At 65.2% G+C, this 25,063-nt stretch carries 25 protein-coding genes; 10 read left to right on the forward strand and 15 right to left on the reverse strand.

Features of this window, described 5'->3' with window-relative positions; translation table 11 throughout:
* The first annotated feature begins 73 nt into the window (after window positions 1-73).
* Window positions 74-1,360, forward strand: coding sequence for a citrate synthase (locus tag E3T43_RS14415; protein WP_134442015.1), 1,287 nt, complete (start codon window positions 74-76; stop codon window positions 1,358-1,360).
* A 286-nt stretch (window positions 1,361-1,646) separates the two neighbouring features.
* Here E3T43_RS14415 and E3T43_RS14420 read toward each other — a convergent pair whose 3' ends face one another.
* The 6 genes from E3T43_RS14420 to dapD all read right to left on the reverse strand — a co-directional run bounded on the left by E3T43_RS14420 (window position 1,647) and on the right by dapD (window position 9,080).
* Window positions 1,647-2,513 (reverse strand): PKD domain-containing protein, encoded by an 867-nt coding sequence (locus tag E3T43_RS14420; RefSeq protein ID WP_134472941.1) that lies wholly within the window; start codon window positions 2,511-2,513, stop codon window positions 1,647-1,649.
* 439 nt (window positions 2,514-2,952) lie between these two features.
* A complete protein-coding gene (istB, locus tag E3T43_RS14425) occupies window positions 2,953-3,717 on the reverse strand; it encodes an IS21-like element helper ATPase IstB (protein WP_134472942.1) in 765 nt (254 codons plus the stop codon).
* On the reverse strand, window positions 3,714-4,955 hold the full coding sequence (locus tag E3T43_RS14430) for a helix-turn-helix domain-containing protein (RefSeq protein WP_194088240.1): 1,242 nt from the start codon (window positions 4,953-4,955) through the stop codon (window positions 3,714-3,716). The genes istB and E3T43_RS14430 overlap by 4 nt, the downstream gene beginning before the upstream one ends.
* 52 nt (window positions 4,956-5,007) lie before the next feature.
* Window positions 5,008-5,280, reverse strand: a complete 273-nt coding sequence (locus tag E3T43_RS14435; protein WP_134472943.1) for a hypothetical protein — start codon at window positions 5,278-5,280, stop codon at window positions 5,008-5,010.
* 73 nt (window positions 5,281-5,353) lie between these two features.
* Window positions 5,354-8,023: a penicillin acylase family protein gene (locus tag E3T43_RS14440; RefSeq protein WP_134472944.1), complete on the reverse strand. Its 2,670-nt coding sequence runs from the start codon at window positions 8,021-8,023 to the stop codon at window positions 5,354-5,356.
* Window positions 8,024-8,090: 67 nt separating this feature from the next.
* Window positions 8,091-9,080: a 2,3,4,5-tetrahydropyridine-2,6-dicarboxylate N-succinyltransferase gene (gene dapD / locus E3T43_RS14445; protein WP_092450260.1), complete on the reverse strand. Its 990-nt coding sequence runs from the start codon at window positions 9,078-9,080 to the stop codon at window positions 8,091-8,093.
* A 17-nt stretch (window positions 9,081-9,097) separates the two neighbouring features.
* Between dapD and dapE the strand changes: the two genes are divergently transcribed.
* From dapE to E3T43_RS14460, 3 genes are all read left to right on the forward strand, one after another.
* Window positions 9,098-10,210: a succinyl-diaminopimelate desuccinylase gene (gene dapE, locus E3T43_RS14450; RefSeq protein WP_255454212.1), complete on the forward strand. Its 1,113-nt coding sequence runs from the start codon at window positions 9,098-9,100 to the stop codon at window positions 10,208-10,210.
* A gap of 15 nt (window positions 10,211-10,225) precedes the next feature.
* Window positions 10,226-11,488: a hypothetical protein gene (locus tag E3T43_RS14455; protein WP_241979011.1), complete on the forward strand. Its 1,263-nt coding sequence runs from the start codon at window positions 10,226-10,228 to the stop codon at window positions 11,486-11,488.
* 82 nt (window positions 11,489-11,570) lie between these two features.
* On the forward strand, window positions 11,571-11,747 hold the full coding sequence (locus E3T43_RS14460) for a DUF3117 domain-containing protein (RefSeq protein WP_092108645.1): 177 nt from the start codon (window positions 11,571-11,573) through the stop codon (window positions 11,745-11,747).
* A 67-nt stretch (window positions 11,748-11,814) separates the two neighbouring features.
* Here the strand turns inward: E3T43_RS14460 and E3T43_RS14465 are convergent, their stop codons facing one another.
* Window positions 11,815-12,447, reverse strand: a complete 633-nt coding sequence (locus E3T43_RS14465; RefSeq protein ID WP_092450256.1) for an O-methyltransferase — start codon at window positions 12,445-12,447, stop codon at window positions 11,815-11,817.
* An 86-nt stretch (window positions 12,448-12,533) separates the two neighbouring features.
* Here E3T43_RS14465 and E3T43_RS14470 point away from each other — a divergent pair, with 86 nt between their 5' ends.
* Window positions 12,534-12,923: a sec-independent translocase gene (locus tag E3T43_RS14470; protein WP_092450254.1), complete on the forward strand. Its 390-nt coding sequence runs from the start codon at window positions 12,534-12,536 to the stop codon at window positions 12,921-12,923.
* A gap of 17 nt (window positions 12,924-12,940) precedes the next feature.
* Window positions 12,941-13,762, forward strand: a complete 822-nt coding sequence (gene ppk2, locus E3T43_RS14475; protein WP_134472945.1) for a polyphosphate kinase 2 — start codon at window positions 12,941-12,943, stop codon at window positions 13,760-13,762.
* Window positions 13,763-13,790: 28 nt separating this feature from the next.
* Here the strand turns inward: ppk2 and E3T43_RS14480 are convergent, their stop codons facing one another.
* The 3 genes from E3T43_RS14480 to E3T43_RS14490 are packed head-to-tail and all read right to left on the reverse strand — an operon-like array spanning window position 13,791 to window position 16,853.
* Entirely contained in the window at window positions 13,791-14,972 is a 1,182-nt protein-coding gene (locus tag E3T43_RS14480; RefSeq protein WP_134472946.1) for an Mrp/NBP35 family ATP-binding protein, read from the reverse strand.
* Entirely contained in the window at window positions 14,969-15,535 is a 567-nt protein-coding gene (locus tag E3T43_RS14485) for a DUF1003 domain-containing protein (protein ID WP_092450248.1), read from the reverse strand. The genes E3T43_RS14480 and E3T43_RS14485 overlap by 4 nt, the downstream gene beginning before the upstream one ends.
* The gene (locus tag E3T43_RS14490) at window positions 15,522-16,853 is read right to left on the reverse strand and encodes a magnesium transporter MgtE N-terminal domain-containing protein (RefSeq protein WP_092450442.1); all 1,332 of its coding nucleotides are present in this window, start codon (window positions 16,851-16,853) and stop codon (window positions 15,522-15,524) included. The genes E3T43_RS14485 and E3T43_RS14490 overlap by 14 nt, the downstream gene beginning before the upstream one ends.
* A gap of 251 nt (window positions 16,854-17,104) precedes the next feature.
* Here E3T43_RS14490 and E3T43_RS14495 point away from each other — a divergent pair, with 251 nt between their 5' ends.
* Together E3T43_RS14495 and E3T43_RS14500 are read left to right on the forward strand one after the other, a co-directional pair.
* A complete protein-coding gene (locus tag E3T43_RS14495; RefSeq protein ID WP_134472947.1) occupies window positions 17,105-17,632 on the forward strand; it encodes a hypothetical protein in 528 nt (175 codons plus the stop codon).
* A gap of 48 nt (window positions 17,633-17,680) precedes the next feature.
* Window positions 17,681-18,229, forward strand: a complete 549-nt coding sequence (locus E3T43_RS14500; RefSeq protein WP_134472948.1) for a general stress protein — start codon at window positions 17,681-17,683, stop codon at window positions 18,227-18,229.
* 9 nt (window positions 18,230-18,238) lie between these two features.
* Here the strand turns inward: E3T43_RS14500 and E3T43_RS14505 are convergent, their stop codons facing one another.
* Window positions 18,239-19,783, reverse strand: a complete 1,545-nt coding sequence (locus tag E3T43_RS14505; RefSeq protein ID WP_134472949.1) for an aminopeptidase P family protein — start codon at window positions 19,781-19,783, stop codon at window positions 18,239-18,241.
* Window positions 19,784-19,870: 87 nt separating this feature from the next.
* Entirely contained in the window at window positions 19,871-20,917 is a 1,047-nt protein-coding gene (locus E3T43_RS14510; RefSeq protein WP_134472950.1) for an endonuclease/exonuclease/phosphatase family protein, read from the reverse strand.
* A gap of 88 nt (window positions 20,918-21,005) precedes the next feature.
* Between E3T43_RS14510 and E3T43_RS14515 the strand changes: the two genes are divergently transcribed.
* Entirely contained in the window at window positions 21,006-21,875 is an 870-nt protein-coding gene (locus E3T43_RS14515; RefSeq protein WP_134472951.1) for a PHP domain-containing protein, read from the forward strand.
* 112 nt (window positions 21,876-21,987) lie between these two features.
* On the opposite strand, the gene E3T43_RS14520 is transcribed toward E3T43_RS14515, so the two are convergent.
* Window positions 21,988-23,565: a DEAD/DEAH box helicase gene (locus E3T43_RS14520; protein WP_134441307.1), complete on the reverse strand. Its 1,578-nt coding sequence runs from the start codon at window positions 23,563-23,565 to the stop codon at window positions 21,988-21,990.
* A 145-nt stretch (window positions 23,566-23,710) separates the two neighbouring features.
* Between E3T43_RS14520 and E3T43_RS14525 the strand changes: the two genes are divergently transcribed.
* On the forward strand, window positions 23,711-24,439 hold the full coding sequence (locus tag E3T43_RS14525) for a ferritin-like fold-containing protein (protein ID WP_134472952.1): 729 nt from the start codon (window positions 23,711-23,713) through the stop codon (window positions 24,437-24,439).
* Between the two features lie 10 nt (window positions 24,440-24,449).
* Here E3T43_RS14525 and E3T43_RS14530 read toward each other — a convergent pair whose 3' ends face one another.
* Window positions 24,450-24,749: a hypothetical protein gene (locus E3T43_RS14530; RefSeq protein WP_134441309.1), complete on the reverse strand. Its 300-nt coding sequence runs from the start codon at window positions 24,747-24,749 to the stop codon at window positions 24,450-24,452.
* A 6-nt stretch (window positions 24,750-24,755) separates the two neighbouring features.
* Window positions 24,756-24,980 (reverse strand): DUF3107 domain-containing protein, encoded by a 225-nt coding sequence (locus E3T43_RS14535; protein WP_092108379.1) that lies wholly within the window; start codon window positions 24,978-24,980, stop codon window positions 24,756-24,758.
* Between the last annotated feature and the right edge of the window lie 83 nt (window positions 24,981-25,063).

The raw sequence follows: 25,063 nt of genomic DNA on the forward strand, positions 1-25,063 counted from the left end.
CATTTCATCCGTCAGTGAGACCCGAGGAGGTTCCGTGACCGACGTTGCGCAGCACATTACAACCGGCGAACCGATGAGCGCTGACCCCAACAAGGTCACGCTTACCTTTCCCGGCGGCAGCGCAGAGTTCCCGATCCTGACCAGCGTGGACGGCGTGTCGAGCATCGACATCTCAACCCTGACCAAGAAGACCGGCCTCACCACGCTGGATTACGGCTTCGTGAACACGGCGGCCACCCGCTCCGCGATCACCTACATCGACGGCGATGCCGGCATCCTGCGCTATCGCGGGTATCCGATCGAACAGATTGCCAAGAACTCGAACTTTCTCGAGACGGCTTGGCTGCTCATCTACGGTGAGCTGCCCAGCGCGAGTGAACTCGCCAACTTTGACGATCGCATCCGTCACCACACTCTTCTGCACGAAGACATGCGCCGCTTCTTCGACTCGCTGCCGCACAAGGCCCACCCGATGAGCGTTCTCGCGTCCGGCGTCTCGGCACTGTCGACGTTCTATCAGGACTCGCTCGACCCGAAGGATCCGGAGCAGGTCGAGATCTCGACCATCCGTCTGCTGGCCAAACTGCCGGTCATGGCCGCCTACGCACACAAGAAGAGCATTGGGCAGGCGTTTCTCTACCCCGATAACTCGCTGAGCTTCGTCGACAACTTTCTCAAGCTCAACTTCGGCAACATGGCCGAACCGTACGAGGTCAACCCGGTCGTCAGCAAGGCGCTTGAACGCCTGCTCATGCTGCACGAAGACCACGAGCAGAACGCGAGCACCTCGACGGTGCGCCTGGTCGGTTCGACCGAGGCCAACCTGTTCGCGTCCGTTTCGGCCGGCATCAACGCCCTGTTCGGTCCGCTGCACGGTGGCGCCAACGAAGCAGTGCTCGCGATGCTCGGCGAGATCCAGGCATCCGGTCAGGGCGTCGAGAAGTACGTCGAACGCGTCAAGAACAAAGAGCACGGCGTGAAGCTGATGGGCTTCGGCCACCGGGTCTACAAGAACTACGACCCGCGCGCCACCCTGGTCAAGGAGAGCGCCCACGAGGTGCTTGCGGCTCTCGGCGTCAAGGACGACCTACTCGACATCGCGCAGGAACTCGAGCACATTGCGCTGAGCGACGACTACTTCAAGGAACGTCGTCTGTACCCCAACGTCGACTTCTACACCGGCGTCATCTACAAGGCGATGGGCTTTCCGACCCGCATGTTCACCGTGCTCTTCGCGATCGGTCGGTTGCCTGGCTGGGTCGCGCACTGGCGTGAAATGAACGAGGATCCGGCCACCAAGATCGGTCGCCCGCAGCAGCTCTACGTGGGCTCCCCGGCCCGGGACTACCCGCGCCGTTAGCGGGTCGGCTGTTTGCCGCCGCGCTGTCCGATCTCAAGTCGTCACCAAGTGGGTTGCGGGGGCGTCTCGCCGTCGCTGTGCGCCTGCCTACCCGCCGACGTGCGTGAGGTGCCACTTTTGGCACCTTGCGACCTCGCCATGGGGCAAAAGATGGCATGTCGCAAGAACGATGGGACCAGAGTTTGCATCTCGGGCATCTCGGGCGTCTCGTGCGGCCAGAGTTGGCCGGGACAGTTTCGGCGAGCATCCGCTGCACGGTCAGGCGGGGGGAGGCGCGCCGCTGTGGTCAGCAGCCGGGGCCGTGGGGGTTGGTGAGGCAGTCTTCGGCGACGAGCACGGTGGATTCGTTTGCGGCCGTGACGGTGAATGGGGCGGAGGGCATGGTTATGGTGCCGTCGACGGGGCGCCAGCCTTGGTCGCCGAAGCTGTAGTCGGCGTGGTATTTGATGGTGAGGACGATGGAGTAGGTGCCCTTGGCCGTGTACTTGTGGCTGGTGTCGGTGGTGGTGAATTCGGCAAGTCCGAGGGCTTCCCAGCTGGCGCCTCCGGTCGGGGAGGTGGCGGTGTTTCCGTCGCCGAAGTTCCAGTGGTAGCCGATCGGGGTGAACATGACCTGCGCGGGTTGGCCGAGGAGGATTCCTTCGCTGATTTGAGTGGATGCGCCGGTCCAGAAGTTGGCGGCGAGTCCGACGATGGCCCAGCCGTTGGGTTCCATGCCTGTTGGGGCGGTCGGCGCGGGGAAGTTTTGCAGGTCGGAGATGCGGACGATGGTCTCGGCGGAGCAGAGTGGGCACGCTGCCGGGGGTGCGGCGATGGTGGGTAGGAGCTGGGGGTGTCGTTCCACTATGTCGCTGAGGCCGCCGGTGTTGCAGGGAACCCATTGGCTGGGTTCCGTCGTCGATTTGTGGCTCACGCACATGGCCGGTCGTTTCAGGTCGCCCGCCGAGCCAGTCCCACGGCCTGAGGCAGAGCGCTTGCCGCCTGCGTTTTGGCCATCCGTTTTGCTGGTGTAGCCCGCCAAGAGGTCAACCCCATTTCCATGCGCTATGCCGTCGGAATCCGGTGGTGATTCGAGGGGAACTCCGAGCTCCACGGTCGCGATCAGGCGGGCCTTCTCTTGAGCAGTTGCCGGAGCAACAAACATTTGGGGCATGGCAATAGCCGAGAGGCTGGCCAGGACTAGCAGAAGTCTGATCCGGACCATATTTCCGATTTCTCGAGGAGAAGTTGGCTATTTTCATTATTCTGAACGAGTGCCACGACGAGTGGATATCGTGTGGGCCTGTCTGGTGGCGCTACCGAATTGCCATCGGTGCCAACTACTTCGCCATGGGAAACGTCTAAACACATGTATAGGTTTATTGACCCTGCCTGGAGATTTGCGGATTGAACAGTCATGGAGTCAAAACCAATATCGCCGACGAGGTGGACCCCGCGAGCCGTTAATCTTTCATAGGTCGCGATTTCTCCTGGAAGCATGTCTTCGGTGACGAATGGCTCTATTCGATTCGGGTCGGCACCACCTTCTGTTAACGCCAACTGAAAATGGGGCCATTTCTGCCAACTGAAAACAGGGCCACTTTCGTGTGGTTCTAGTGTGCCGTAGTTGCGGCGGGCTCGTGTTTCTTGAGGCGGTAGCTGTTGCCTTTGAGGCTGATGACGTCGGCGTGGTGAACGATGCGGTCGATCATGGCGGAGGCGATGGTGAGGTCTCCGAAGACGTCACCCCAGCGAGCGAACGGCAGGTTGCTCGTCATGATCAGCGACGCGTGTTCGTAGCGCGAGGACACCAGTTGGAAGAACAGGTTCGCGGCGTCCTGGTCGAAGGGAATGTAGCCGACTTCATCGACGATCAGCAGGCTGTAACGGCGTAGCCGGGTTAGTTCGGCGGCGAGTTTGCCGCGTGAGTGGGCTTCTTGCAGGCGGGCTACCCAGCCTGTCGCGGTGTCGAAGAGGACCCGGTGGCCGGCTTTGGCGGCTTTGATCCCGATGCCGACGGCGAGGTGCGTTTTCCCCGTTCCGGGAGGGCCGAGCAGGACAACGTTCTTCGCTTCGGTGAGGAACACGCTCGTGCCCAGGTGCGCGATGAGGTTTCGGTCGGCGGAGGGCTGGTGCTCAAAGTTAAAGTCTTCGAGGGTCTTGAACCCCGGGAACCGTGCGGCTTTGATTCGCAGCCCGGCGCCGGAAGCTTCACGTTCGGAGACTTCTTTGGAGAGCACGGCGGCGAGGTATTCCTCGTGGGACCACCCCGCGTCGCGGGCTTGATCGCCGAGGCGGCGGAACGCTTCACTGATCCGGGGTGCTCGGAGGGCACGGGCGTAGTACTCGATCTGCGAGGCCGCTTCCGGGCCGATCATGACGCGACCGCCAGCACGGATGGTGCCGGTTCAAGGTCCACGTTGAAGAGTTCGTCGTAGCGAGTCAACGACGCGATCTCGACGATGGTCGTGCTCGGGGGCCGGCGGGCGCATTGGGCTTGGAACAGGGCACGCAGCTCGGCCGCGCGGAGCACGTGCGCGGGGTCGGTGACGGTGAGTTGTCGCGCCCATTTTCGGCGGTGCGCCGCGATGAGGACACCGTCGTGGTGAACAGTGACACGGTCAAGGCTCGCCGCCACGTCGACGACGCGGCCGATCATGGCCGGGTCAACGGAGTAGTCGTTGCTGAACGCTCGAACGTAGTAATCGCGTGGCAGCCGAACGCTGTTGCGAAACATCACCTCCGGTGCCATCGGCGGCAGCCCGCGCATCGCGGCCCGATCACTGCTGACAAGGTCGTTGGGTCGACCACGGCGGGACCGAGAGAGACGATTGTTCGCCACCGGTAACCACGCGGCGAGCTGCTCGTTGAAATCATCGGGAGAGGTGAAAGTGCGGCCCGACATGAAGCGGCTGCGGAAGAACCGATTCATTCGTTCGACCATGCCCTTGGACTCGGGGTCGCGGGCTTTGAGCAGTTTGATCTGAGTGCCGAGGGTCCCGGCGAAAGCGGCGGCGGGCTCGGTGAGTTTCCCACGGCCGATGCCCGTCTCGTTATCCCACGTCAACCGCGTCGGAACAGCTTCGGCCTCCTGCAGCAGCGACCACATTCCGCCGAGCAGATCCGGTGTCGTCCGCGACGGCAACATGCGCGCTTGGATGAACCCCGAAAACGTTGACGTCATCACCAGCACCGGCGGCGCAGCAGCCTGGTCATGCCCCATCGGCAGGTCCTCGTGCGGGAACCAGAGATCGCACTGGATCTGGAAACCGGCAGGGTGCACCAGTCGGTCTGCAGGATCCGGCACCGCATACTCCGGTCGGAGCTCAGCGACCTTGGCCCGAAACAACGACGGAGACCCCGACCATCCCACCCGCTCTGCAGCCGTCGCGGCCGGCATCGTCGGCGTCGCCGCGAGTAGCACCCGCACCTGACTGGCGAACCCGTCGAAACTCGACCCCGTCGGCTCCCGTTGATACGTCGGCGACCTGTCCACGGCCAACGCCCGATCGACCGTCCCGCGAGACACCCCGATCAGCCGTGCTATCTCCCGTTTCGAATGCTTCCCCGTCGAATGCAGGTGGCGAATCTCAGCCCAATCATCCAATTTGATCACCTTCCATAATGGTTGGTGGCCCTGTTTTCAGTTGGCGTTTCTGGCCCTGTTTTCAGTCGGCGTTAACACCTTCTCGCGAAATTGTGTTGGCCATTGCCTGATACGACGAATAGAACGAAGTCGCGGCAGCGAGGGCTTCGTCGTTCGAGGCGAAGATCGGGGGAGCCTCAGCGGGAGCGGGAGCGGCCGTAGCTTTCGCGACGGGTGATGCCGTGTTGGGCGGGACGGGAGCGGCCAGGCATCCGCTCAGCGTGCCGGCAAGGAAAAGCACGGCAGCGGTGAGCACAGCTCTGTGCACGGGGCGGCGTCGCGGCGGGTTACGCATGGGGTCACCATAGACCGGATTGCTACAACACCGTCAAAGTTCTCCACAGGCTGGTGTTCGGGCCAGAATCAGGCTACGCGGCGGGCTCGAGGGTGAGCGTGTCGGCGGCGTCGTCCTTGATGGCGGCGGGGGTGAACAGCCACGGGCGCGTCTCATGGTCGCGCCAGAGCGGTGCTTGATCGGTGTAGTTGGAATGAAAGGCGTGACCGGATGCCCCGGTGAGATTGATCCAGGTGGAGTCGTCGAAGTTCTCCAGGCTGATCACCTGCCGCATCGACGGCACCCAGTCGACCTGGTAGCCCTGGGTGGCATCCCAGCCGACGGCGTTCACGACGGCGGATCCGCCCGCCAACTCGTAGGGTCCGCGGTTGAACAGCCATTCCAGCGGGGCGATCCCCGACTCACCGAAGCTCGCGTTCTTGAGCTCGAGCGTGTGGATGCTGCCCCACTGCCAGTCGGTCGGGTCGGATCCCATCAGATCGGCACTCTCGGCGGCGGCGCTCGTCATGACCCGCCGCAACATGCTCTCCTGACCGACGGTGCCATAGGTGGGGTTGGACCACCACGGCGAGTCAGACTGGCCGAGCAGGCTCGTCACGACGGAGAACGCTCGGTCACCACCGGTGAGGTGGGCGCCGTCATCGACCTTTCCGGTGAACATGTCCTTCAGCAACGTGCGCCAGATCACGTTGAAGTAGGCGGCCGCCGCGCTGTCGGCATCCACCTGGTAGTCCCAACCATCGAGCAGCTGCTGCGCCTCAGCTGCTGAACCGGTGAGGCGCACCTGCTGTAGCCGAGGCACCAGCGCAGCCGCGATGGCACTGTAGTTGTCGCCCTGAATGTCGCTCATCAGCTCCGCGGTGAGCGGAGTTCCGACCGCGATGAGTTCTTGCAGTCGAGCGGTGATCTGGTTTGCCCGGTATCCGAGATCCCAGTCGGCGGTCAGCAGGTTCGGGGAGCCCGGGTCGGCGGCGGCGTTATTGGCCGTGACGATGTATCCGCTCGGCGGATTGAACGTACTCGGCAGCGCATCAAAGGGGATGTAGCCGGTCCAGCCGTATTCACTGGTCCAGCCCGGCACCGGGAGGGTGCCGTTACCGCTGGCTCGAATGGGGATGAGCCCGGGAGCCTGATAGCCGATATTGCCCTCGACGTCGACGTAGGTCAGGTTTTGAGCCGGAACCTCAAACAGTTCAGCGGCAGCCCGAAAACTGGTCCAGTCGGTCGCCTGGTTGAGTGCGAAAATAGCGGATGCCGTTCGCCCCGGTGTCAGCGCGGTCCACTGCAGGGACAGCTCATACGTCGTTAGGTCAACACCGCTGGCCTCAGCTCCGGACTCTACCCCGGAGGAAGCGGTCGGCAGTCCAGCCGCTTTCGGATAGTCGCTGGCGATGCGTTGGTACGTGGTGCCGTCGAATCCGCTGAGTAACGGTCCGTGTTCGGTCGAGCGAATCTCGATCTTCACGTCATCGCCGCCGGCCACTGAGATCTTCTCGTCGCGCAGCAGGAGCGGCTTCGCCGCGCCGTCGAATTCGTAGCTGTCGCCGGTGATTTTTTCAATGTACAGGTCGGCGACGTCGGGTCCGAGGTTGGTGAAACCCCAGGCGATGCGCTCGGTGTGACCGATGATCACGCCGGGCAAACCGGAGAAGCTGTATCCGGCGACGTCGAACGGGCAGTCGGCGGTGATCGACTGGCAGCGCAGCCCGACCTGGTACCAGACCGAGGGCAGCGCCGGCCCGAGGTGCGGGTCGTTGGCCAACAGTGGCATGCCGGTGTTGGTGAGGGAGCCGGCGACGACCCAGGAGTTGGAACCGATCTCGCCGCCGGCCGGCCCGAGCAGCTCCGGAATTGCCCCGAGTACGGCGCGCAACTCGGTGAGCGCCCCCGCGTAAGAGTCGACGGACGCGGGCTCGACGGTCGACTCGAGGCCGGTGCTGGCGGACGGCTCAGCCGTTGGTTCACCGGCCGGCTCGGTCGGCTCGGCAGCCTCCGGCGCCCCGGCCGACGGAACGACGACCGTCTGGCTGCCGGTGATGGTCGGGTGTGCTCCCGGGGGGTACTCGGGGTGCAGCTGGTTCACCTCGGTCGGGGTGAGCGTCGTCGACAGCAGTGCCCGGTCGATCTCATCATCAAGGTTGGAACGCAGGTCCCAGGCCATTGCCTTGAGCCAGGCGACCGAATCCGCCGGAGTCCACGGTTCGACCTCATACCCGGGGTTCTGCAGGCCCAAAACGGCATACTCCAGCGACAGATCGGCGCCGTCGTGGGTGTCGAGGTAGGCGTTCACCCCGTCGGCGTAGGACTGGTAATAGCCGAGCGCGACCGGGTCGAGCAGTGCTACCTCCTGTTCGGCGACGGCTCGCCAGCCGAGCGTCCGCACAAACGTGTCGGTGCCCACCTGGCTCTCGCCGAACAGCTCCGACAATCGGCCGCTGGTCACGTGCCGGCGAAAATCCATCTCCCAGAAGCGGTCTTGGGCGTGCACGTAGCCCTCGGCCAGAAACAGGTCGGCCGCGGTCTTCGCCGTGATTTGAGGTATCCCGGCTTCGTCACGAGTCACGGTCACCGGGTTCGACAATCCCTCAATGTCGACGGTGCCCGACAGCGTCGGAAACGACCGTGTCACCGTCCACACCCCGAGCCCGGCCGTGACCAGGACGAGGCTGAGCACCACACCGAGCGCGATCAGCAACCGCCGAATGCGGCGATGGCCCTTGCTGCGCGGTGCGTCGGTGCCCACATCACTCCCTCGCGTGTTGCCTCTACCCGGATGCTAGCGGAACCCGCCGACATCCGCTCTGCAGCTGCTACGCGTGCAGCGCGGCGTTCAGCGTGATGCCGCTGCCGCTGCGGGCGAGGACCTCGACGGCGCCGGAGATGGAATTGCGGCGAAAGAGCAGGTTCGGCACGCCGGAAAGCTCCACGGCCTTCACCGTCGGCCGCGCGCCGTCGTCGCCGACCGGCTCGCCGATCAGAATCACCTTGGTGCCGGCCGTGACGTAGAGCCCGGCCTCGACGACGCTGTCGTCGCCGATGGCGATGCCGACCCCGGAGTTGGCGCCGAGCAGGGCGCGGGCACCGATCGAAATGCGCTGGGTACCGCCGCCAGAGAGCGTGCCCATAATGGATGCCCCGCCACCGATATCGGCGCCGTCACCGACCACGACACCCTGCGAAATACGGCCCTCGACCATCGAGGAGCCGAGGGTTCCGGCGTTGAAGTTGACGAAGCCCTCGTGCATCACGGTGGTGCCGGGCGCGAGGTGCGCGCCGAGCCGCACGCGGGAGGCATCCGCTATTCTCACGCCGGCCGGTACGACGTAGTCGAGCAGCGGCGGAAACTTGTCGACGCCGCTGGCTTGGATGCCGGCGCGCTGCAGGGCCGGGCGAAGCCGGGCGAAGTCGACCGGCAGCATGGGGCCGGCGTTGGTCCAGACCACGGTGGGCAGGTGCGCGAAGATACCGTCGAGGTTAATGCTGTTCGGCAGAACGAGCAGGTGGGAGAGCAGGTGCAGCCGCAGGTAGGCATCCGAGGTGCTGGCTGGGGCCGCGTCAAGGGTGATCTCCACGGTGACGGCTTCGAGGCGCACCGCGCGACGCACGTCGTCACCGGCTGCCTCGCTGAGTTCGGCCGGAATAATCCAGCGATCGCGGCCGGTCGGCAGGGCGCCGAGGGCCGGGGTCGGAAACCAGGTGTCGAGCACGGTGCCGTCGGTGGCGACAGAAGCGAGACCATACCCCCACGCCTGGGTCGGAGTGGCGTCAGAAGGGGCGTTTTTGGTCAGAACGGAGGGCATACCTCTAGATTAGTAGGGTGACTTCTAGACTTCCGGCCCCAGCAAAATTCACCGTGCTTGACCTGACGGCAACGTCGATCGAACTGACCAGACAAATTTGCGACATGGAGTCGGTCTCCGGCAATGAGACCGCCCTGGCCGATGCGATTGTCGCCGCGCTGCAGGGTTTCGACCACCTCGAAATCATTCGCGACGGCGACACCGTCGTCGCTCGCACCAACCTGAATCGTGCCCAGCGGGTCGTTATCGCCGGCCACATCGACACTGTGCCGCTCAACGACAACCTGCCGACCCGCTACGAGACGATCGACGGCGTCGACTACCTGTGGGGTCGCGGCACCGTCGACATGAAGGCGGGGGTGGCCGTGCAGCTCAAGCTCGCCGCCGAACTGAGCGACCCCGGAGTCGACGTGACCTGGATGTGGTACGACCACGAAGAGGTCTCCGACGAGCTCAACGGCCTCGGCCGTCTCGCCCGCAATCGTCCCGACCTGTTCCAGGGCGACTTCGCTATTCTCGGCGAACCGACCAAGAGCCAGGTCGAGGGCGGTTGCAACGGTAACCTGCGGGTCGAGATCCGCACGTTCGGACTGCGCTCGCACTCCGCCCGCAGCTGGGTCGGCGAGAACGCCATCCACAAGGCCGCACCCATCCTGAACATTTTAGCCGGGTATCAGGCCCGCGAGGTTGAGGTTGAGGGCCTGGTCTACCGCGAAGGACTCAACGCGGTCGGCATCACCGGCGGTGTCGCCGGCAATATCATCCCGGACGAGTGCATGGTGCACGTCAACTACCGTTTCGCGCCGAGCCGCAGCGGCGATGAGGCCGTCGCCCACCTGCGCGAGCTGTTCGCCGGCTACGATCTGACGGTCGTGGACCGGGCCGAGGGCGCGCGCCCCGGCCTCGACGCCCCGCTCGCCCGCGAGTTCCTCGCTGCCGTCGGCGGCGTGGCCACGCCCAAATACGGCTGGACCGACGTCGCGCGCTTCTCCGCCCTCGGCGTTCCGGCCGTCAACTACGGCCCCGGCGACCCGCTGAAGGCGCACGCCGACGACGAGCGCGTGGCCGTAGAAGAGATCACGGCCTGCGAGATCGGATTGCGCGCCTGGCTGAGCGCATCCGTTCGCTAACGCAGCGACAGAACGATGACTGAGCGGACGCTGCGCTCCCGCAACCAAGCCACCCGCCGCCCAGACCTCCGCCGCCCGCCCGCCCGCCGGCTGCCCGCTGCGTGGCAGGCCCGCTATCGGCTGACGCCGTGGTGGGGCAAGGTGATCGTGGTCTGGGCGCTGTCGCGCGTGGTCACGACGAGCCTGGTCCTCATTCTGGCGAGCGTGCAGGGCCCCAACGCCTGGACCGGCGCGAGCCCGAAATACACCGACTTCGCCAATATGTGGGACGGCAACTGGTACAACATCGTCGCCGTTGTCGGCTACCCGAGTGTGCTGCCGGAAACCTCGACCGGCCAGATCGGCGAGAACGCCTGGGCGTTCATGCCGGGGTACCCGGTACTGGCGCGCCTGCTTATGGAACTGACCGGGTTATCCTGGGCGCCGGTGGCGGTGTTCGTCTCGGTCGCCTTCAGCCTCGGCACCGCGCTGCTGTTCTACCGGCTGATGGCCCGGGTTCAGTCGCCGGCCACGGCCCTGTTCGCGGTCGTTCTGTTCTGTGCCGCCCCGCTGTCGCCCATGCTGCAGTTCGCCTACGCCGAGTCGATGTACCTCTTCTTTCTGACCCTCGCGCTCTACCTGCTGCTCGAACGCCGCTACTGGCTGCTGTTTCCGGTGATCGCGGTGATGGCCCTGACCCGGCCGAGCGGGCTGGCCTTCGCGCTCGCGCTCGGGCTGCACGTGATCTATCGGTTCGTCACGCGCGCGCGTGATCCTTTTGCGCCTCGAGAGCGGATGCTGGCGGCATCCGTTACCCTGTTCAGCGCTCTGATGGGACTGGCCTGGCCGCTCGCTGCGTGGGCGGCGACCGGCGACCTGATGGCCTATACCGACACGGAACTGGCCTGGCGAGCACCGTACATCGGCTATCAGGAGCTCGTGCCGTTCACAGCCTGGTTCCAGAGCGGCGTCTGGTGGCTCGGCAGCCCGTTGGGTATCGTCGTGGTGACCGCCCTGATTCTGGCCTTCGCGCTACTGCTGTTCACCCCCGCCGTGCGACGCCTCGGCGTTGACCTGCGGCTGTGGCTGGCGAGTTACGCCCTGTACCTGCTTGCGGTGTTTTTTCCGCAGTCCAGCACGTTTCGGCTGCTCATGCCGATGTTTCCGCTGCTCGGCGCGGCCGCGATGCCGCGTAACCGGGCCTATCGCGTGGCGATCGTTCTGGTCTGCGTGGCCGGGCAGTGGGGCTGGCTGCTGATCTGCTGGGGCGTCGACGGCTACGACTGGACACCGCCTTAAACGACCGCGATCAGGCCCTAATTTACGTCTCGGGCCGAGATAGTCGATAATGGATATACAAAGACGAATGGAAGGGGAGTTCATGGCGGCCATGAAGCCACGAACCGGAGACGGTCCAATGGAGGCGGTAAAAGAGGGGCGCCTGATCATCGTGCGTGTACCGCTCGAAGGTGGGGGTCGGCTCGTTGTATCAGTCAACGACGCCGAGGCCAAGGAACTTCACGATGCACTCGCAGGGGTTGTCGCTGCGGCGAAGTAGCGTTCCTCTAGTTCGAAATAGAAAAGAACGGCTGCTCGCGCAGCCGTTCTTTTCTATGTGCGGTCGGTTAAGCGCTCAGCTTGGTGATCTGCAGCAGCCCATCGCCGACGGGGGAGAGCGCGCTGATCACGGCACTCGACCCGGCGATCTCGGTCAGCAGCGTGCGAAAACCGGTGGCCACGTCGTCGCGCTGCGCCGGGTCGGCGACGCGGCCGCGCCACAGGGCGTGCGCCACGAGTACGGTTCCGCCCGGGCGGGCCAGGCGCAGGCCGTGTTCAACGTATTCGATGACCGACTGCGGGTCGGCGTCAACGAACACAATGTCGTAAGAATTCTCGTTCATGCGGGGCAGCACCTCGCCGGCCTTGCCTGTGATCAGGCGTACCCGGTTGGCCGGAATCTTCGCCTCGGCGAAATTGGCTTTGGCGTGCTGTAGATGATCGACCTCGGTATCGATCGAGGTCAGGGTAGCGCCGGGCGCGCCGGTGAGCAGCCAGATCCCCGACACTCCGGCCCCGGTACCGACCTCGAGGATACTGCGGGCCCCGGTGGCGGCGGCGATCACGGCGGACTGTGCGCCCACCGAGGGGGCAATCGCGTCGATCCCGAGTTCGAGGGATTGTTGACGCGCGCGCGCGATGGCTTCGGATTCGACGACACAGTCGTCGGAGAACTTCCAGTTCAATTCAATGTCAGACACAAATAACTCCAGTAGATGATTAGCTCAAGACTAGGGCCGAGGTGGACTGGTCCATGGATGCCCCGCCGGGCAGATATTCTAGGGACATGTTTGGGCTGACGTTCGAAAAGATTCTGCTGATCGGGATCATCGCTGTCTTCTTGCTTGGCCCAGACAAGTTGCCGCACTACGCCGCCCAGCTTGCTCGCCTGGTACGCCAGCTGCGCGACATGGCCAATGGTGCCAAAGATCGCATGCGCGACGAGATGGGTCCGGAGTTCGACGATCTGGACTGGAAAAAACTCGACCCACGCCAGTACGATCCCCGCCGCATCATTCGAGAAGCCCTCGCCGATGAAGACCCGGTCAAGGAGCAATCCGCGTCAATTTCCCGGGCCGAGCCGAACCCCGACGGCGCCTATTTGAAACGCAAACGTGCCAGGGAAGCCGCCCTGGCCGCGCTCGAGCCGGCCCCGTTCGACTCTGAGGCGACGTAACGCTCCAAGGAGAACGGATGAGCGAGTTGAAGCAGCCCAAGCGAGTAAAAAAGTCCATCTACGAGACCGAACTCGCCCGGCTGCAGGCCGAACTGGTCACGATGCAGCAGTGGGTGAAGGCATCCGGTGCCCGCGTCGTGGTGATCTTCGAGGGCCGCGATGCTGCCGGAAAGGGTTCGGCGATCAAGCGCATCACCGAATATCTCAACCCCCGGGTGGCGCGCATCGTCGCGCTGCCGATGCCGACCGAGCGCCAGCGCGGCCAGTGGTATTTTCAGCGCTACATCGAGCACCTGCCCTCGATCGGCGAGATCGTGCTGATGGACCGCTCCTGGTACAACCGGGCTGGCGTCGAGCGGGTGATGGGCTACTGCACTTCCGATGAATACCGTCGGTTTCTACACCAGGCACCCCTGTTCGAACGGATGCTGGTCGAAGACGGAATTCTGCTGGTCAAGTACTGGTTCTCGGTGTCTGACCTGGAGCAGGAACGACGGTTTCGCTCCCGGCTGAAGGACCCGATGCGGCGTTGGAAGCTCTCCGAAACGGATGTGCTGTCGATCACCCAGTGGGTCGAGTATTCCAAGGCGAAGGATGAGATGTTCGTGCACACCGACATCGCCGAAGCGCCCTGGTGGGTGGTCGAGAGCGAGGACAAGCGGGCCAGCCGGTTGAACGTGATCAGCCATCTGCTCTCGCTCGTGCCGTACGAGAAAACGGACCCGCCGAAGGTGCACATTCCGCCCAGGCCGCCGGCTTCGGACTATGAACGGCCGCCGCGGGAGGAGAATCACCAGGTTCCCGACCATGCCGCGACGCTGGTGAAGCCGAAGGAATAAGGATTCCCGGGCGGTTTCACCGGGCCGGCTAGCGCGGTGTGAGGCCCAGGCTGAGGCCGGCCAGTCCGCGGGCCCGCGTCTTCATGCGGTGCGCGAGCTCCAGAATGGCGCGAGCGGCCGGGTCGTCGGGCGCGCCGAGCACGACCGGGAGCCCGGCATCACCGCCGCTGCGCAGGGCCAGGCTCAGCGGAACCTGCGCTAGCACCGGCACCGGCGCGGGCTGCCCGACGGAGAGGCGCCTGGCGACCTCGTCGCCACCGCCCGAACCGAACAGCTCGAGCAAGCTGCCGTCGGGCTGCACCATCGCCGACATGTTCTCGATCACGCCGTAGACGCTCTGCCCGGTCTGGCGGGCCACGACGCCGCTGCGTTCGGCCACATCGGCCGCTGCGGACTGAGGCGTGGTCACGACGATGACCTCGGCGTGGGGGAGCAGCTGGCCGACCGTGATGGCGACGTCGCCGGTGCCCGGTGGCAGGTCGAGCAGCAGCACGTCGAGGTCGCCGAAGTACACATCGGTGAGAAACTGCTTGATCGTGCGGTGCAGCATCGGTCCGCGCCAGGCGACCGCGGCCGACGCGTCGTCGATGAACATGCCGATCGAGATGACCTTGACGTCGTGCGCGATCGGCGGCAAAATCATGTCGCCGACCTGGGTTGGTTTGAGCGCGAGGCCGTCGTGCACCAGGCCGAGCAGGCCGGGAATGCTGAAGCCGTGCACGTCGGCGTCGACGATTCCCACTCGCAGGCCTTCGCCGGCCAGCGCCACGGCCAGGTTCGCGGTGACGGTGGACTTGCCGACGCCGCCCTTGCCGCTCGTGATCGCGTAAACGCGGGTGAGCGACTCCGGGCCGAACTGCACACTGCGTGCCACCTGGCCGCCGCGCAGCTTCTCAGTCAGCGCGGTGCGTTGCTCGCGGGTCATGATCGCCACCTCGACGCTCGCGCGCCCCGGCCCGGACACCGACTCGGCGGCGGCGAGAACGTCGCTCTCGATGCGCTGGGCGGCCGGACAACCGGCAATGGTCAAGCGGATGCCGACGCTCACCTGACCGTCATCGCTCACGCTCACCCCGGACACCATGTCGAGGTCGGTGATGGGCTTGCGAATCTCGGGGTCGGTCACCCGGGCTAGGGCGGTGAAGACGCGGGAGCGGATGCTGTCGGGCTCTGGAGTCAGAGGGGCCGGAGGAAAAGGTGCAGAAGTCATGCGGTGGGGCGGCTTTCGTCGGTGCTGTCTGGGGCTGCTCGTTCGTCGCTGCGCTCATCACTGCGCTCATCCAGATGCTCAAGCAACGCGCGCAGTTCCGCGCGGATGAAGTCTTTCGAGGCCATGTCCTTGATCGCAATGCGCAGCGCTACGACCTCACGGGCGAGATATTCGGTGTCAGCGAGGGTGCGTTCTGACCGCTGGCGGTCCTGCTCGAACTGCACCCGGTCACGGTCGTCCTGACGGTTCTGCGCGAGCAGAATCATCGGCGCGGCATACGAGGCCTGCATCGAGAGCACGAGGGTCAGGGCGATGAAGCCGAGCGCGACGGAGTCGAATCGCCAGGCAACCGGGGCGAGCGTGTTCCAGGAGATCCAGGCGACGGCGAACAGGGTGAGTCCGAGCAAAAACCAGGGGGTTCCCATGCCGCGGGCGATGGCCTCGGTGAAGCGGCCGAACCGGTCCCGGCTGTGGCCGCCGTTGCGCCCGAGACCCACGAGGTTGCCGGTTCGCAGCCCCTTGGGCGCATCGAGGCGCAGGTCGGCGCGATTATTGCGGGCCACGAGTCGTCCTTTGCGCTCCGGGGAGCGGGATACTGCCGGTTCTCAGCTCGCTGCGGGCGGCGGCGCGGCGACGCACATCATCATTGCCGTCGTGGCTGCGCCAGTCGTCGGGCAGCAGGTAGTCGAGCACGTCATCAATCGTCACCACCCCGACCAGTCGGTAATTCTCATCGACCACGGGCACCGACACAAGGTCGTAGCTTGCCAAAATACGGCTGACTTCGGCGGCCGACGTGTCGGCGGTCACCGGATCCAGACCCGCGTCGAGCAGCGTGCCGAGTCGCTCGTGGGGCGGGTAGCGCAGCATCCGCTGAAAATGCACCATGCCCAGAAAACGACCGGTGGGAGCTTCGTAGGGGGGCAGGGTCACGCAGATCGCCGCACCGAGTGCCGGGGCAAGATCATGACGACGGATGCGCGCGAGCCCCTCGGCGACGGTGGCATCGGCCGAGACGATGATCGGCTCGGTCGTCATGAGGCCGCCGGCCGTGTCGGGAGCGTAGGAGAGCAGAAACCGCACGTCTTCGGCTTCTTCGGGCTCCATCAGGTCGAGCAGCTGCTCGCCGCGCTCCTCGGGCAGCTGGGCGATGAGGTCGGCCGCATCGTCGGGCTGCATCTGATCGAGCACATCGGCGGCGCGGGCATCGCCGAGGCTGGTCAGAATACCGACCTGATCGGTCTCTGGCATCTCCTCGAGCACGTCGGCGAGGCGATCGTCGGGCAGCTCGCCGGCCACCTCGAACATGCGCTCACGCGGCAGGTCGAGCAGGGTATTGGCGAGGTCGGCCGGTTTCAAATCGGAATAGGTCGCGATGAGGTGTTCGGCAGACTGCGCCTGGCCTTCGGTCGCTTTCTCGCGCACCTCTGCCCAGGTTGCAAAGGTCGTGACGCCCTTGACGAAGGGGGAGGCGCTGGTCTTGGGGCGACGCACGAACAGCTGGCTGATCGCCCAGTCGGCCTCCGTGCCCTCCTTGATCGCGACGTCTTCAATGGTGGCGTCGCCCGAGCCGTCGGTGAAGAGCACCTTGCGGCCGAGGAGTTCAGCGATGACGCGCACCTCGCCGCCGCGCTGCTCATAGCGGCGAACATTGATGAGGCCGGTCGTGATGATCTGGCCGCTGCCGATGCTGGTGACCCGGTTGATCGACACGAAGACGCGGCGTTTACCGGGGATCTCCACGATCAGGCCGACGACGCTGGGCGGGTCGTTTTTTCGATACACCACGAGAACATCGCGCACCTTGCCCACGCGGTCGCCCGCGGGGTCGAAAACGGTGCACCCGGCCAGTCGGGCGACAAAAACTCTGGTGGCACTCACAATATAAATGTAGGCCACTGGCCCGACATTGGTGGCCCGGCACGACTTCCCGTGTCGGCCACCAGCCCGACGATGGTGACCAGGCACGAATTGCCGGCACGGAATAGGGTTGCGCTCATGACCGTTTGCGAACTTGCCCATGATTCCCGACAAAAGTTCACTGCGCGGTGCTCGGCCGGGCCCGCTTTCCGGGCGCAGGGCGAACGTTGAGCTTTCCGGCGAAGGACGGCATTCCGCCGGCGAGGCGAGCCGTGCAATTGATCTGGAGCGGAGTGGCACCCGACTACGGCAAAGTCAAAGACAGCGCCGCTGCCCGCCGGGCTCTCACCGGTCTCCTGAACGCAGCGCACGACATTCTCGCCTATCGGCAATTATCGGTCAAGGCCGAATCAATCCACCTGGTCTCCGGCGACCGGATGAGCTACCTGAAATTTGCGGTAGCAACCGATCGCACCGCAGACAATGCCGTCTCGCTGTCCCACCTCCTGGCGGTCAACGCTGAGGAGGCACGGGGTCTCGGCGACCTGATCGGCGGGAACCCGCCGTTTCGCTCGCTCCGAATCGTCATCCTCTCTTTGGAGGGCGACTTCGCCATCAACCGGCTCGACCTGGACCCCGAAAGCCCGGGCGGTGTCTCGTGGTACGGCCCGTTCGACCGCGAGCTCTTCAAGGACATTGCTCTGGGCTTTGCGCTCTTCGTCACCCACATGGTGGCCAATGTCTTTGACGACGACGACGGTGAGGAGACGTTCGCCGAGTCCATTGAATGGATTACCTGAGGTTGCACGATCGGGCATGTCAACAGGTCTGCGTGAAAGAATACCGAAATGAGCAACCAGAGTCTGTTTCCCCGGCGTCGCCCAGTTTTGCCTCCCGTGTTGCCGCGCGGAGAGGTGCTCGCGACGTACAGCACCTACGCCGATGCGCAGAGCGCGGTCGACACGCTCGCCAAGGCGGACTTTCCGGTGAAGCAGCTGGCGATTGTCGGCAACGACCTCAAGAGTGTCGAGCGAGTGACCGGCAAACTCACCTACGGCCGGGTCGCGCTCGCTGGCGCGGCATCCGGTGCCTGGTTGGGAATTTTCTTCGGGATTCTGTTCTTTTTGTTCTCGCCGACCGGATCGAGCCTACCGTTCGTCTTCGCCGCCCTGATCATGGGTGCCGGATTCGGCATGCTGCTCGGCATTGCGAGCTACGCGATCAACCGCCGCCGCCGCGACTTCACCTCGACCATGCAGGTCATCGCGACCAGCTACCAGATCATCGTCGACGTCGAACTGGTCAACCGGGCCCGCAACCTGCTCTCGGGATTCCGCGAGGCCGAGCCGACAGCGCCTGCTGCGCCCCCGGTAGATCCTCCGGTCCCCTCCGAATAGTCAACCTGTTTAGCTTTGCTTCGCGGCGATCCAGGCTTCAACTTCATTCGCGGTGCGGGGAATAGCTGCGGAGAGGTTTTCGGCTCCGGTGGCGGTCACCAGGATGTCGTCTTCGATGCGCACGCCGATGCCGCGGAATTCGGCCGGCACCGTGAGGTCGTCGGGCTGAAAGTACAGGCCGGGTTCGATCGTGAAGACCATGCCCGGTTCGAGCACGCCGTCCATATACATGTCGCGGCGTGCCTGCGCGCAGTCGTGCACGTCGATGCCGAGGTGGTGGCTGGTGCCGTGCACCATGTAACGGCGGTGTTGGCCGTTGTCCGGAAGAAGAGCCTCCTCCGCGGTGACCGGGAGCATTCCCCACTCCGCGGTGCGCCTCGCGATGACCTGCATCGCGGCGGCGTGCACGTCGCGAAAGATGGCACCGGGGCGAACGACGGCGAGGGCGGCATCCGCTGCCTCGCGCACGGTTTCGTAGACCTGGCGCTGGACGTCGCTGTAGACGCCATTCACCGGGAGGGTGCGGGTAATGTCGGCGGTGTAGTAGCTGTCGAGTTCGACGCCGGCGTCGATGAGAATCAGGTCACCGGCGGCGACAACGCCGTCATTGCGGGTCCAGTGCAGAATGCAGGCGTGCGGGCCCGAAGCGGCGATGGTGTCGTAGCCGACCGTGTTGCCGTCGCTGCGGGCGCGGGTGTTGAACACACCTTCGACGAGGCGTTCGCCGCGGGCGTGCTGGCTGGAACGGGGGAGGTCGGCGATGACGTCGTCGAATCCGCGGGCGGTGGCGGCGACAGCGAGGCGCATTTGCGCGATCTCCCAGGCGTCCTTGACGAGGCGCAGTTCGGACAGATCCCGGGCCAGGCCGGCGTCGGGCTCATGCTCGGCATTGATCTCGATGCTGAACGGAGAGTCGGTGGCGTTGCTGCTGAGCACCCGCTCGGCGGCGAAACGCAGACGGGCCTCGTCGACCTGCTCGGTGAAGGTCGGGTCGGCTTCACGCAACACGAGGGTTTCGCTGTCGACCGCCTTCAGCACTGCGGCGAGGTCGGCGATGCCGCGCACCGTAACGGCGAGGTCGCTGGCGACCTGGGCGACGGATGGACGCGGTCCGATCCAGAATTCGCCGATGTCGGGGTTGGCGTAGAACTCGTCGGAGTCGCGGCCGGCCCGCTCGCGAAAGTACAGGGTCGCGTCGTGGCCGACAGCGGCCGCTGGTTCCAGCACGAGCACGGCACCGGGTTCGCTGTCGCTGCCCCAGCCGGTGAGGTGGGCGAAGGCCGAGTGGGCGCGGAAGGCGTAGTCAGTGTCGTTGGAGCGCTGCTTGAGGCGGCCGGCCGGAATGATCAGTCGCTGTCCCGGGTACTGCGCGGATAGCCGGGCGCGACGTGCGGCGGCGAACGGTGCCTGCTCGCGAGCTGGCGGCAGAACGTCGGTGCGTTCGGCCCATCCGCTCGCGATGAAAGCTTTGAAACCGGTAGACCCGGGAGTGGTCGAACGGTTCTCGTTCGAACGCGCGGCAGGAATAAGTGCGGGAGCAGTAGTATCAGCCATTCCCCCATTCTCACACCGCACTCTGGGCAGCACCCGATCGGGTGCTGCAGATGCTGCGACGAGCGGATGCTGCGCGGCTGTCCGAAACTAACTGGCCGGCGTCAGCGTCGCCACGATCGGTCGGTGATCGCTTCCGGCCTCGTCCAGTGACTCGATCACCTGCAGTTCCAAGACCCGCCAGTTCGGGGTCGCCATCACGTGATCGATCGGGCTGCCGAGCAGCGCGGGCATCGCGGTCGGCCACGTGCCGACGGATGCCGCACCGATTGACAGGGCAGCATCCGAGCAGTTGCCGAGAACCGAGCCGCCGACGCTCGCGCGCCCCGCCATATGGTCGAGCGTGGAATTGAAGTCGCCCGCCATGATCACGTCGTCGCCCAGGCACTGGGTGGCGAGCCAGTCGAGATCGCTGCGCCAGTTCGACATCTCATACTGAATCGGCGCAACGGCATGCACCGCCACAATGGTCGGGCCGGTCCCGTCGACCGGTTCGGCCACCACGGTCGGCAGCACGTTGGTGTTGCCGGGCGGCCCGGACCCGGCCGCGTTGGTGACCGTGTAGTCCCCCAGGTCGGGGCTGATCAGCACGGTGGTGGAGCGGGCCTTGGAGACCAGATCGAAGGCCAGGGTGTGCACCCACATTGGGCGGCCGGCGTCGCGCATCGCTTCGGCGATCAGAATGCCGGTCTCTTCCGTCGTTTCGGGCAGGGTCACGACGTCGGCGTTTTGGGCCAGCGCTTGCGCGGCGATGACCGCGGCGCCGGGAGCGTCTCCGAGCGTGTTCCAACTGAGTACGGTGACGGAGTCGGCATCCGCTTCGGCGCTGAGCTGACCCTGGGTGGGCGAAACCGTGGTCGTGAAACCGCGGGAGGCCAGAATGCCGACGTTGGCGATACCGAACAGGGCGAGCAGCACCATGGCCATTCCCAATGTGCGACGCAGCGGGCGAATAAACCGTAGTACCCCGAGCAGGACGAGCCCGACGACCGCGCCGATGACGGCCACGGCGCGAAAGGACACCAGATGGGCGACGACCCAGCTGTTGTGCAGGTCGAACGCCTGCGGCCAGGTCACCACCAGCAGGATGACGGCGGCACCGATCAGAATCAGTGCCCGAAGGAGTCTGGAGAACATTGTTCTGAACCCTAGATCAGTATTCTGGGGAATCCCCAGTGCCGTGGTCAGCAATGAACGGGCGCAGGTGTCCAACTAGCATGGGAGCATGGCAGTCGCGCGGCAATTTCGGGGTCCGATCGACCTTCACGCACACTCGAGCGTGTCGGACGGCACCGAGACTCCGGCGGAGCTCGTGCACGCCGCAGCCGTGGCGGGGCTCGGCACGATCGCCCTCACCGACCACGATTCGACGGTCGGCTGGGCCGAGGCTTCCGCGGCCGCACGCACCGAGCACCTGACACTTATTCCGGGAATGGAATTCAGCACCCGCGTGCGGTACGCCAGTGTGCACCTTTTGGCATATCTTTTTGACCCTGACGATTCGGCGCTGCTGGCGGAGATGACCCGCGTGCGCGCAGCCCGGCTCAGCCGGGCCGAGCAGATGGTCGCCCGCATCGGCGCGGACTACGACCTGAGCTGGGACGATGTGCTCGCCCAGACCACCCCTGAGGCCACGGTCGGCCGGCCACATATCGCCGATGCCCTCGTGGCCCGCGGGCACGCCCTCAATCGCAGCGCGGCCTTCGCCGACATTCTGCACTGGAAGGCCGGCTACTTTCAGCCGCACTACGCTCCCGATCCGGTGCGAGCGATCGAGCTCGTGCGTGCCGCCGGGGGAGTGCCGGTCATCGCCCACCCCGCCACCCGTGGAATCGGCGACGTCGTCGCTGAATCCAGCTTGAAGACGATGGTTGAGGCCGGACTGTTCGGGCTCGAACTGGAGCATCGCGAGAATAATCCGGAACCCACCAAACGGCTGTACGAGCTCGCCGCCAAATTCGGGCTGTCCGTCACCGGTTCGAGCGACTATCACGGCACCGGCAAGCCCAACCTGCTCGGCGAGAACACCACAGCCCCCGACGTTCTCGACCGCATCATCGCCGAGGGCCGCGGCGCGGCTCCGGTTTACGGTTGATCCCCTGAAGCGGATGCCGCAGCATTGAACGCAAACGCGCCCGACCCCCGAGGCTGCCGAAGTCGAAGCGAGGGCAGCCCGGGTGCCGGGCGCGAGCGGTGCTGAGCAGCTATTAGATCGCGCTGCCGGTCTGCGGTGAGCGACGACGGGTGCGGCTGCGACGCAGCGGGGCGTTGTTGCCGTCGTGGTGCTCGGCTCCGCCGCCATCGTGCGTGCCGGCGGCCGGAGTTGCCGCCGGGGCGTCCGGGTTCGTGCTGGAGCCGACGCGGGTGCGTGACCGGGCGGGGCGACTGGCGTCGTCGGCAACCGGGCTCGTCGCTGGCCGGTCAGAACCGGTGCGCGCAGAGTCGCCACGGCCGGAGCCACGACCGCCCTCGGAGCGCCCGCTCTCCGAGCGCCCAGAGCGCGCCGCGCCGGATCGGCTGCCCGCTCCGGCGGAACGCGACCCGCCGGTACGTCCGGCCCCGCCGGTGCGAGCGTCACCCGCGGTGACCTCCTTCACCGGGGTGGCGCGCAGGCGGCCCTTGGAGCCGGCTGGAATGTTCAGGTCGGTGTAGAGGTGCGGTGACGAGGAGTACGTCTCCATCGGTTCCGGCTGGCCGAAGTCCAGGGCCTTGTTGATGAGCGACCACTTGTGCAGGTCGTCCCAGTCGACGAAGGTGACGGCGATTCCGGTCTTGCCGGCGCGACCCGTGCGGCCGACGCGGTGCAGGTACGCCTTCTCGTCTTCGGGAATGGTGTGGTTGATCACGTGGGTGACGTCTTCCACGTCGATGCCGCGAGCGGCGACATCCGTTGCAATCAGAATCTCTTTCTTGCCGCTCTTGAAGCTCGCCATGGCGCGTTCGCGCTGTTCCTGGTTCAGGTCGCCGTGCACGGCGGTGGCGTTGAAGCCACGGTCGCCGAGTTCTTCGACGAGCTTCGCGGCGGCACGCTTGGTGCGGGTGAAGATGATGGTCTTGCCACGGCCCTCAGCCATGAGGATGCGGCCGATGACCTCATCCTTGTCCATGTTGTGCGCGCGGTAGACCAGGTGTTCGATGTTGGCCTGCATGAGGCCTTCGTCGGGGTCGGTCGCGCGAATATGAATCGGGCGGTTCATGAAGCGGCGGGCCAGGGCAACGATCGGTCCGGGCATCGTCGCCGAGAACAGCATTGTGTGGCGGGTCGCCGGGGTCTGCGCGAACAGCTTCTCAATGTCGGAGAGGAAGCCGAGGTCGAGCATCTTGTCGGCCTCATCGAGCACCATCTCGCGCACGTTGGCGAGGGTGAGCAAACGCTGGCCAGCGAGGTCGAGCAGACGGCCGGGGGTGCCGACGACGATCTGAGCGCCAGCCTTGAGCTGTTCGATCTGACCCTCATAGGCCTTGCCGCCGTAGATGGAGACGATCTTGGTATTACGGTTTGCCGCGGCGAGTTCGAGGTCTTCGGAGACCTGCACGCACAGTTCGCGCGTCGGAACGACGATGAGCGCCTGCACACCGGGCTCCGGGTCGAGTCCGAGGCGCTGAATCACCGGAAGCCCGAAGCCGAAGGTCTTTCCGGTGCCGGTCTTGGCCTGGCCGATGATGTCCTGGCCGGCGAGAGCGAGCGGGATGGTCTGGGTTTGAATGGGGAACGGTTCGAGGATGCCCTTGGCAGCAAGGGAGTCGACCATGTCCTGGTCAATATTAAGTTCGGAGAAAGTCACGAATGTATGCCTGTCATTAACTGGAAGCGAAGTGCGCCCGTTTTTGCGTCTCGGGCAGCGGCCGCCGATCCTTGTCGGCGACGTAATTCCACCTTACTGCCCCGTCTGGACAGCGGCCACAGGCACGCTGTTCTAAGCTAAGCCCGTGGTCACGTGGTTCGGTCGGCGCCCGCAGCGCAATGAAGCTCCGAGGCTTTCGGCCCGCGGGGCACCCCAGCCAACCGAAAAAGTGGACATCAGTTCGCTCGCGCCGGGCGTGCAGCATTTTCTTGGTCAGGCCGCGTACAGCGAGCTCGGCGAATTCGAAAGCCTGGCCCGTGCGGTGGCGACCGCACCGAACCTCGCCGTTAAAGAAGGCCTCAGCGCCGCTGCCGGTCGGGCGCTTAGCAAGCACCACGGACTGATCACCGAGATTCGTCGCCGCGGCCACGAGCCGGCCGTTGAGATGGCCCCGTTCGTCGTGAGCCTCGATGCGTTCCGCGCGAAGACCGCCGGTGTCAACTGGCACGAATTACTGCTGAGCTGCTACCTCGTCGGTGGCTTGCTCGATGACTTCTTCATTCGGCTGTCCGACGGCCTGCCGCGGGATATCGGGCCTCGCGTCGCGCAATTGCTCGGCGAGGATTCCGGTACCGACGTGCTCGTTCACGAGCTCCAGACCGCGATCGAAAACGATCAGGCGCTCGGCTCACAGCTGGCGATGTGGGGCCGTCGGCTCGTCGGTGACACCCTGCTCGTGGCCCGGTCGGCCATGCCGGCCACGGATCCCACTAACGATCGCGCGGGCAGCAATGAGTCACGCATCGAACCGGTCTTCACCGAACTCATCGCGGCGCACACCCGCCGCATGGACGGCCTCGGCCTCACGGCTTAAGAATGTGAGATTAGGCCGTGCCGGTTTTGGCCAGGGCCTGCAGCATTCGCTGATCGGCATGAATGCGTTGCCGGCTGATCATAAGATTCAGCACAACGGATGCAGCGACGGCGGCACCGAGAGACACCCACCAGATCCACCCCCCGGCCCAATTCCAGCCGAGCCAGGTCAGCCCGACCCAGACCAAGGATGCCGCGGCCGTTCCGATCGCGGGGACCAGCACCGAGCCCTGGGTTGAGCGTCCGGGCAGGAAGTACCGTGCGCCGAGGCCGATGAGCGTGCCGAACAGCGCGACGAACAACAGCTCCATGGCGTTTTAGGCGACGAAGCCGACGCGGCGCGATTCTTCGCTGCCGAGTTCGACGTAGGCGAGCCCCACGGTCGGAACGATGTAGACGCGACCCTTGCTGTCGCTGAGCTTCAGATAGCCGGTCTGACCGGAGAGGGCCGCCGCAACGGTCTCCTCAATCTCGGTCGCTGGCTGCGAAGTCTCAAAACCGATCTCACGGGGAGAGTTGAAAATACCAATGCGAATATCCACCGAACTGCCTTTCGTAGCCTTGCGCCCAGATTACGACAGAACGCGCCCTCGCCCTGACCGATTTCACTGTCGGCGCAACCCGT

Origin of the sequence: Cryobacterium sp. Hh7 (genome assembly GCF_004403155.1) — a bacterium.
GTDB classification, from domain to species: Bacteria; Actinomycetota; Actinomycetes; order Actinomycetales; family Microbacteriaceae; genus Cryobacterium; species Cryobacterium levicorallinum.

Coding starts and splice junctions, on each gene's coding strand:
- E3T43_RS14415 (WP_134442015.1), top strand. CDS start 74: ATGAGCGCTGACCCCAACAAGGTCACGCTTACCTTTCCCGGCGGCAGC.
- E3T43_RS14420 (WP_134472941.1), bottom strand. CDS start 2,513: ATGCCCCAAATGTTTGTTGCTCCGGCAACTGCTCAAGAGAAGGCCCGC.
- istB (WP_134472942.1), bottom strand. CDS start 3,717: ATGATCGGCCCGGAAGCGGCCTCGCAGATCGAGTACTACGCCCGTGCC.
- E3T43_RS14435 (WP_134472943.1), bottom strand. CDS start 5,280: ATGCGTAACCCGCCGCGACGCCGCCCCGTGCACAGAGCTGTGCTCACC.
- dapD (WP_092450260.1), bottom strand. CDS start 9,080: ATGCCCTCCGTTCTGACCAAAAACGCCCCTTCTGACGCCACTCCGACC.
- E3T43_RS14455 (WP_241979011.1), top strand. CDS start 10,226: ATGACTGAGCGGACGCTGCGCTCCCGCAACCAAGCCACCCGCCGCCCA.
- E3T43_RS14460 (WP_092108645.1), top strand. CDS start 11,571: ATGGCGGCCATGAAGCCACGAACCGGAGACGGTCCAATGGAGGCGGTA.
- E3T43_RS14470 (WP_092450254.1), top strand. CDS start 12,534: ATGTTTGGGCTGACGTTCGAAAAGATTCTGCTGATCGGGATCATCGCT.
- ppk2 (WP_134472945.1), top strand. CDS start 12,941: ATGAGCGAGTTGAAGCAGCCCAAGCGAGTAAAAAAGTCCATCTACGAG.
- E3T43_RS14480 (WP_134472946.1), bottom strand. CDS start 14,972: ATGACTTCTGCACCTTTTCCTCCGGCCCCTCTGACTCCAGAGCCCGAC.
- E3T43_RS14500 (WP_134472948.1), top strand. CDS start 17,681: ATGAGCAACCAGAGTCTGTTTCCCCGGCGTCGCCCAGTTTTGCCTCCC.
- E3T43_RS14505 (WP_134472949.1), bottom strand. CDS start 19,783: ATGGCTGATACTACTGCTCCCGCACTTATTCCTGCCGCGCGTTCGAAC.
- E3T43_RS14510 (WP_134472950.1), bottom strand. CDS start 20,917: ATGTTCTCCAGACTCCTTCGGGCACTGATTCTGATCGGTGCCGCCGTC.
- E3T43_RS14515 (WP_134472951.1), top strand. CDS start 21,006: ATGGCAGTCGCGCGGCAATTTCGGGGTCCGATCGACCTTCACGCACAC.
- E3T43_RS14530 (WP_134441309.1), bottom strand. CDS start 24,749: ATGGAGCTGTTGTTCGTCGCGCTGTTCGGCACGCTCATCGGCCTCGGC.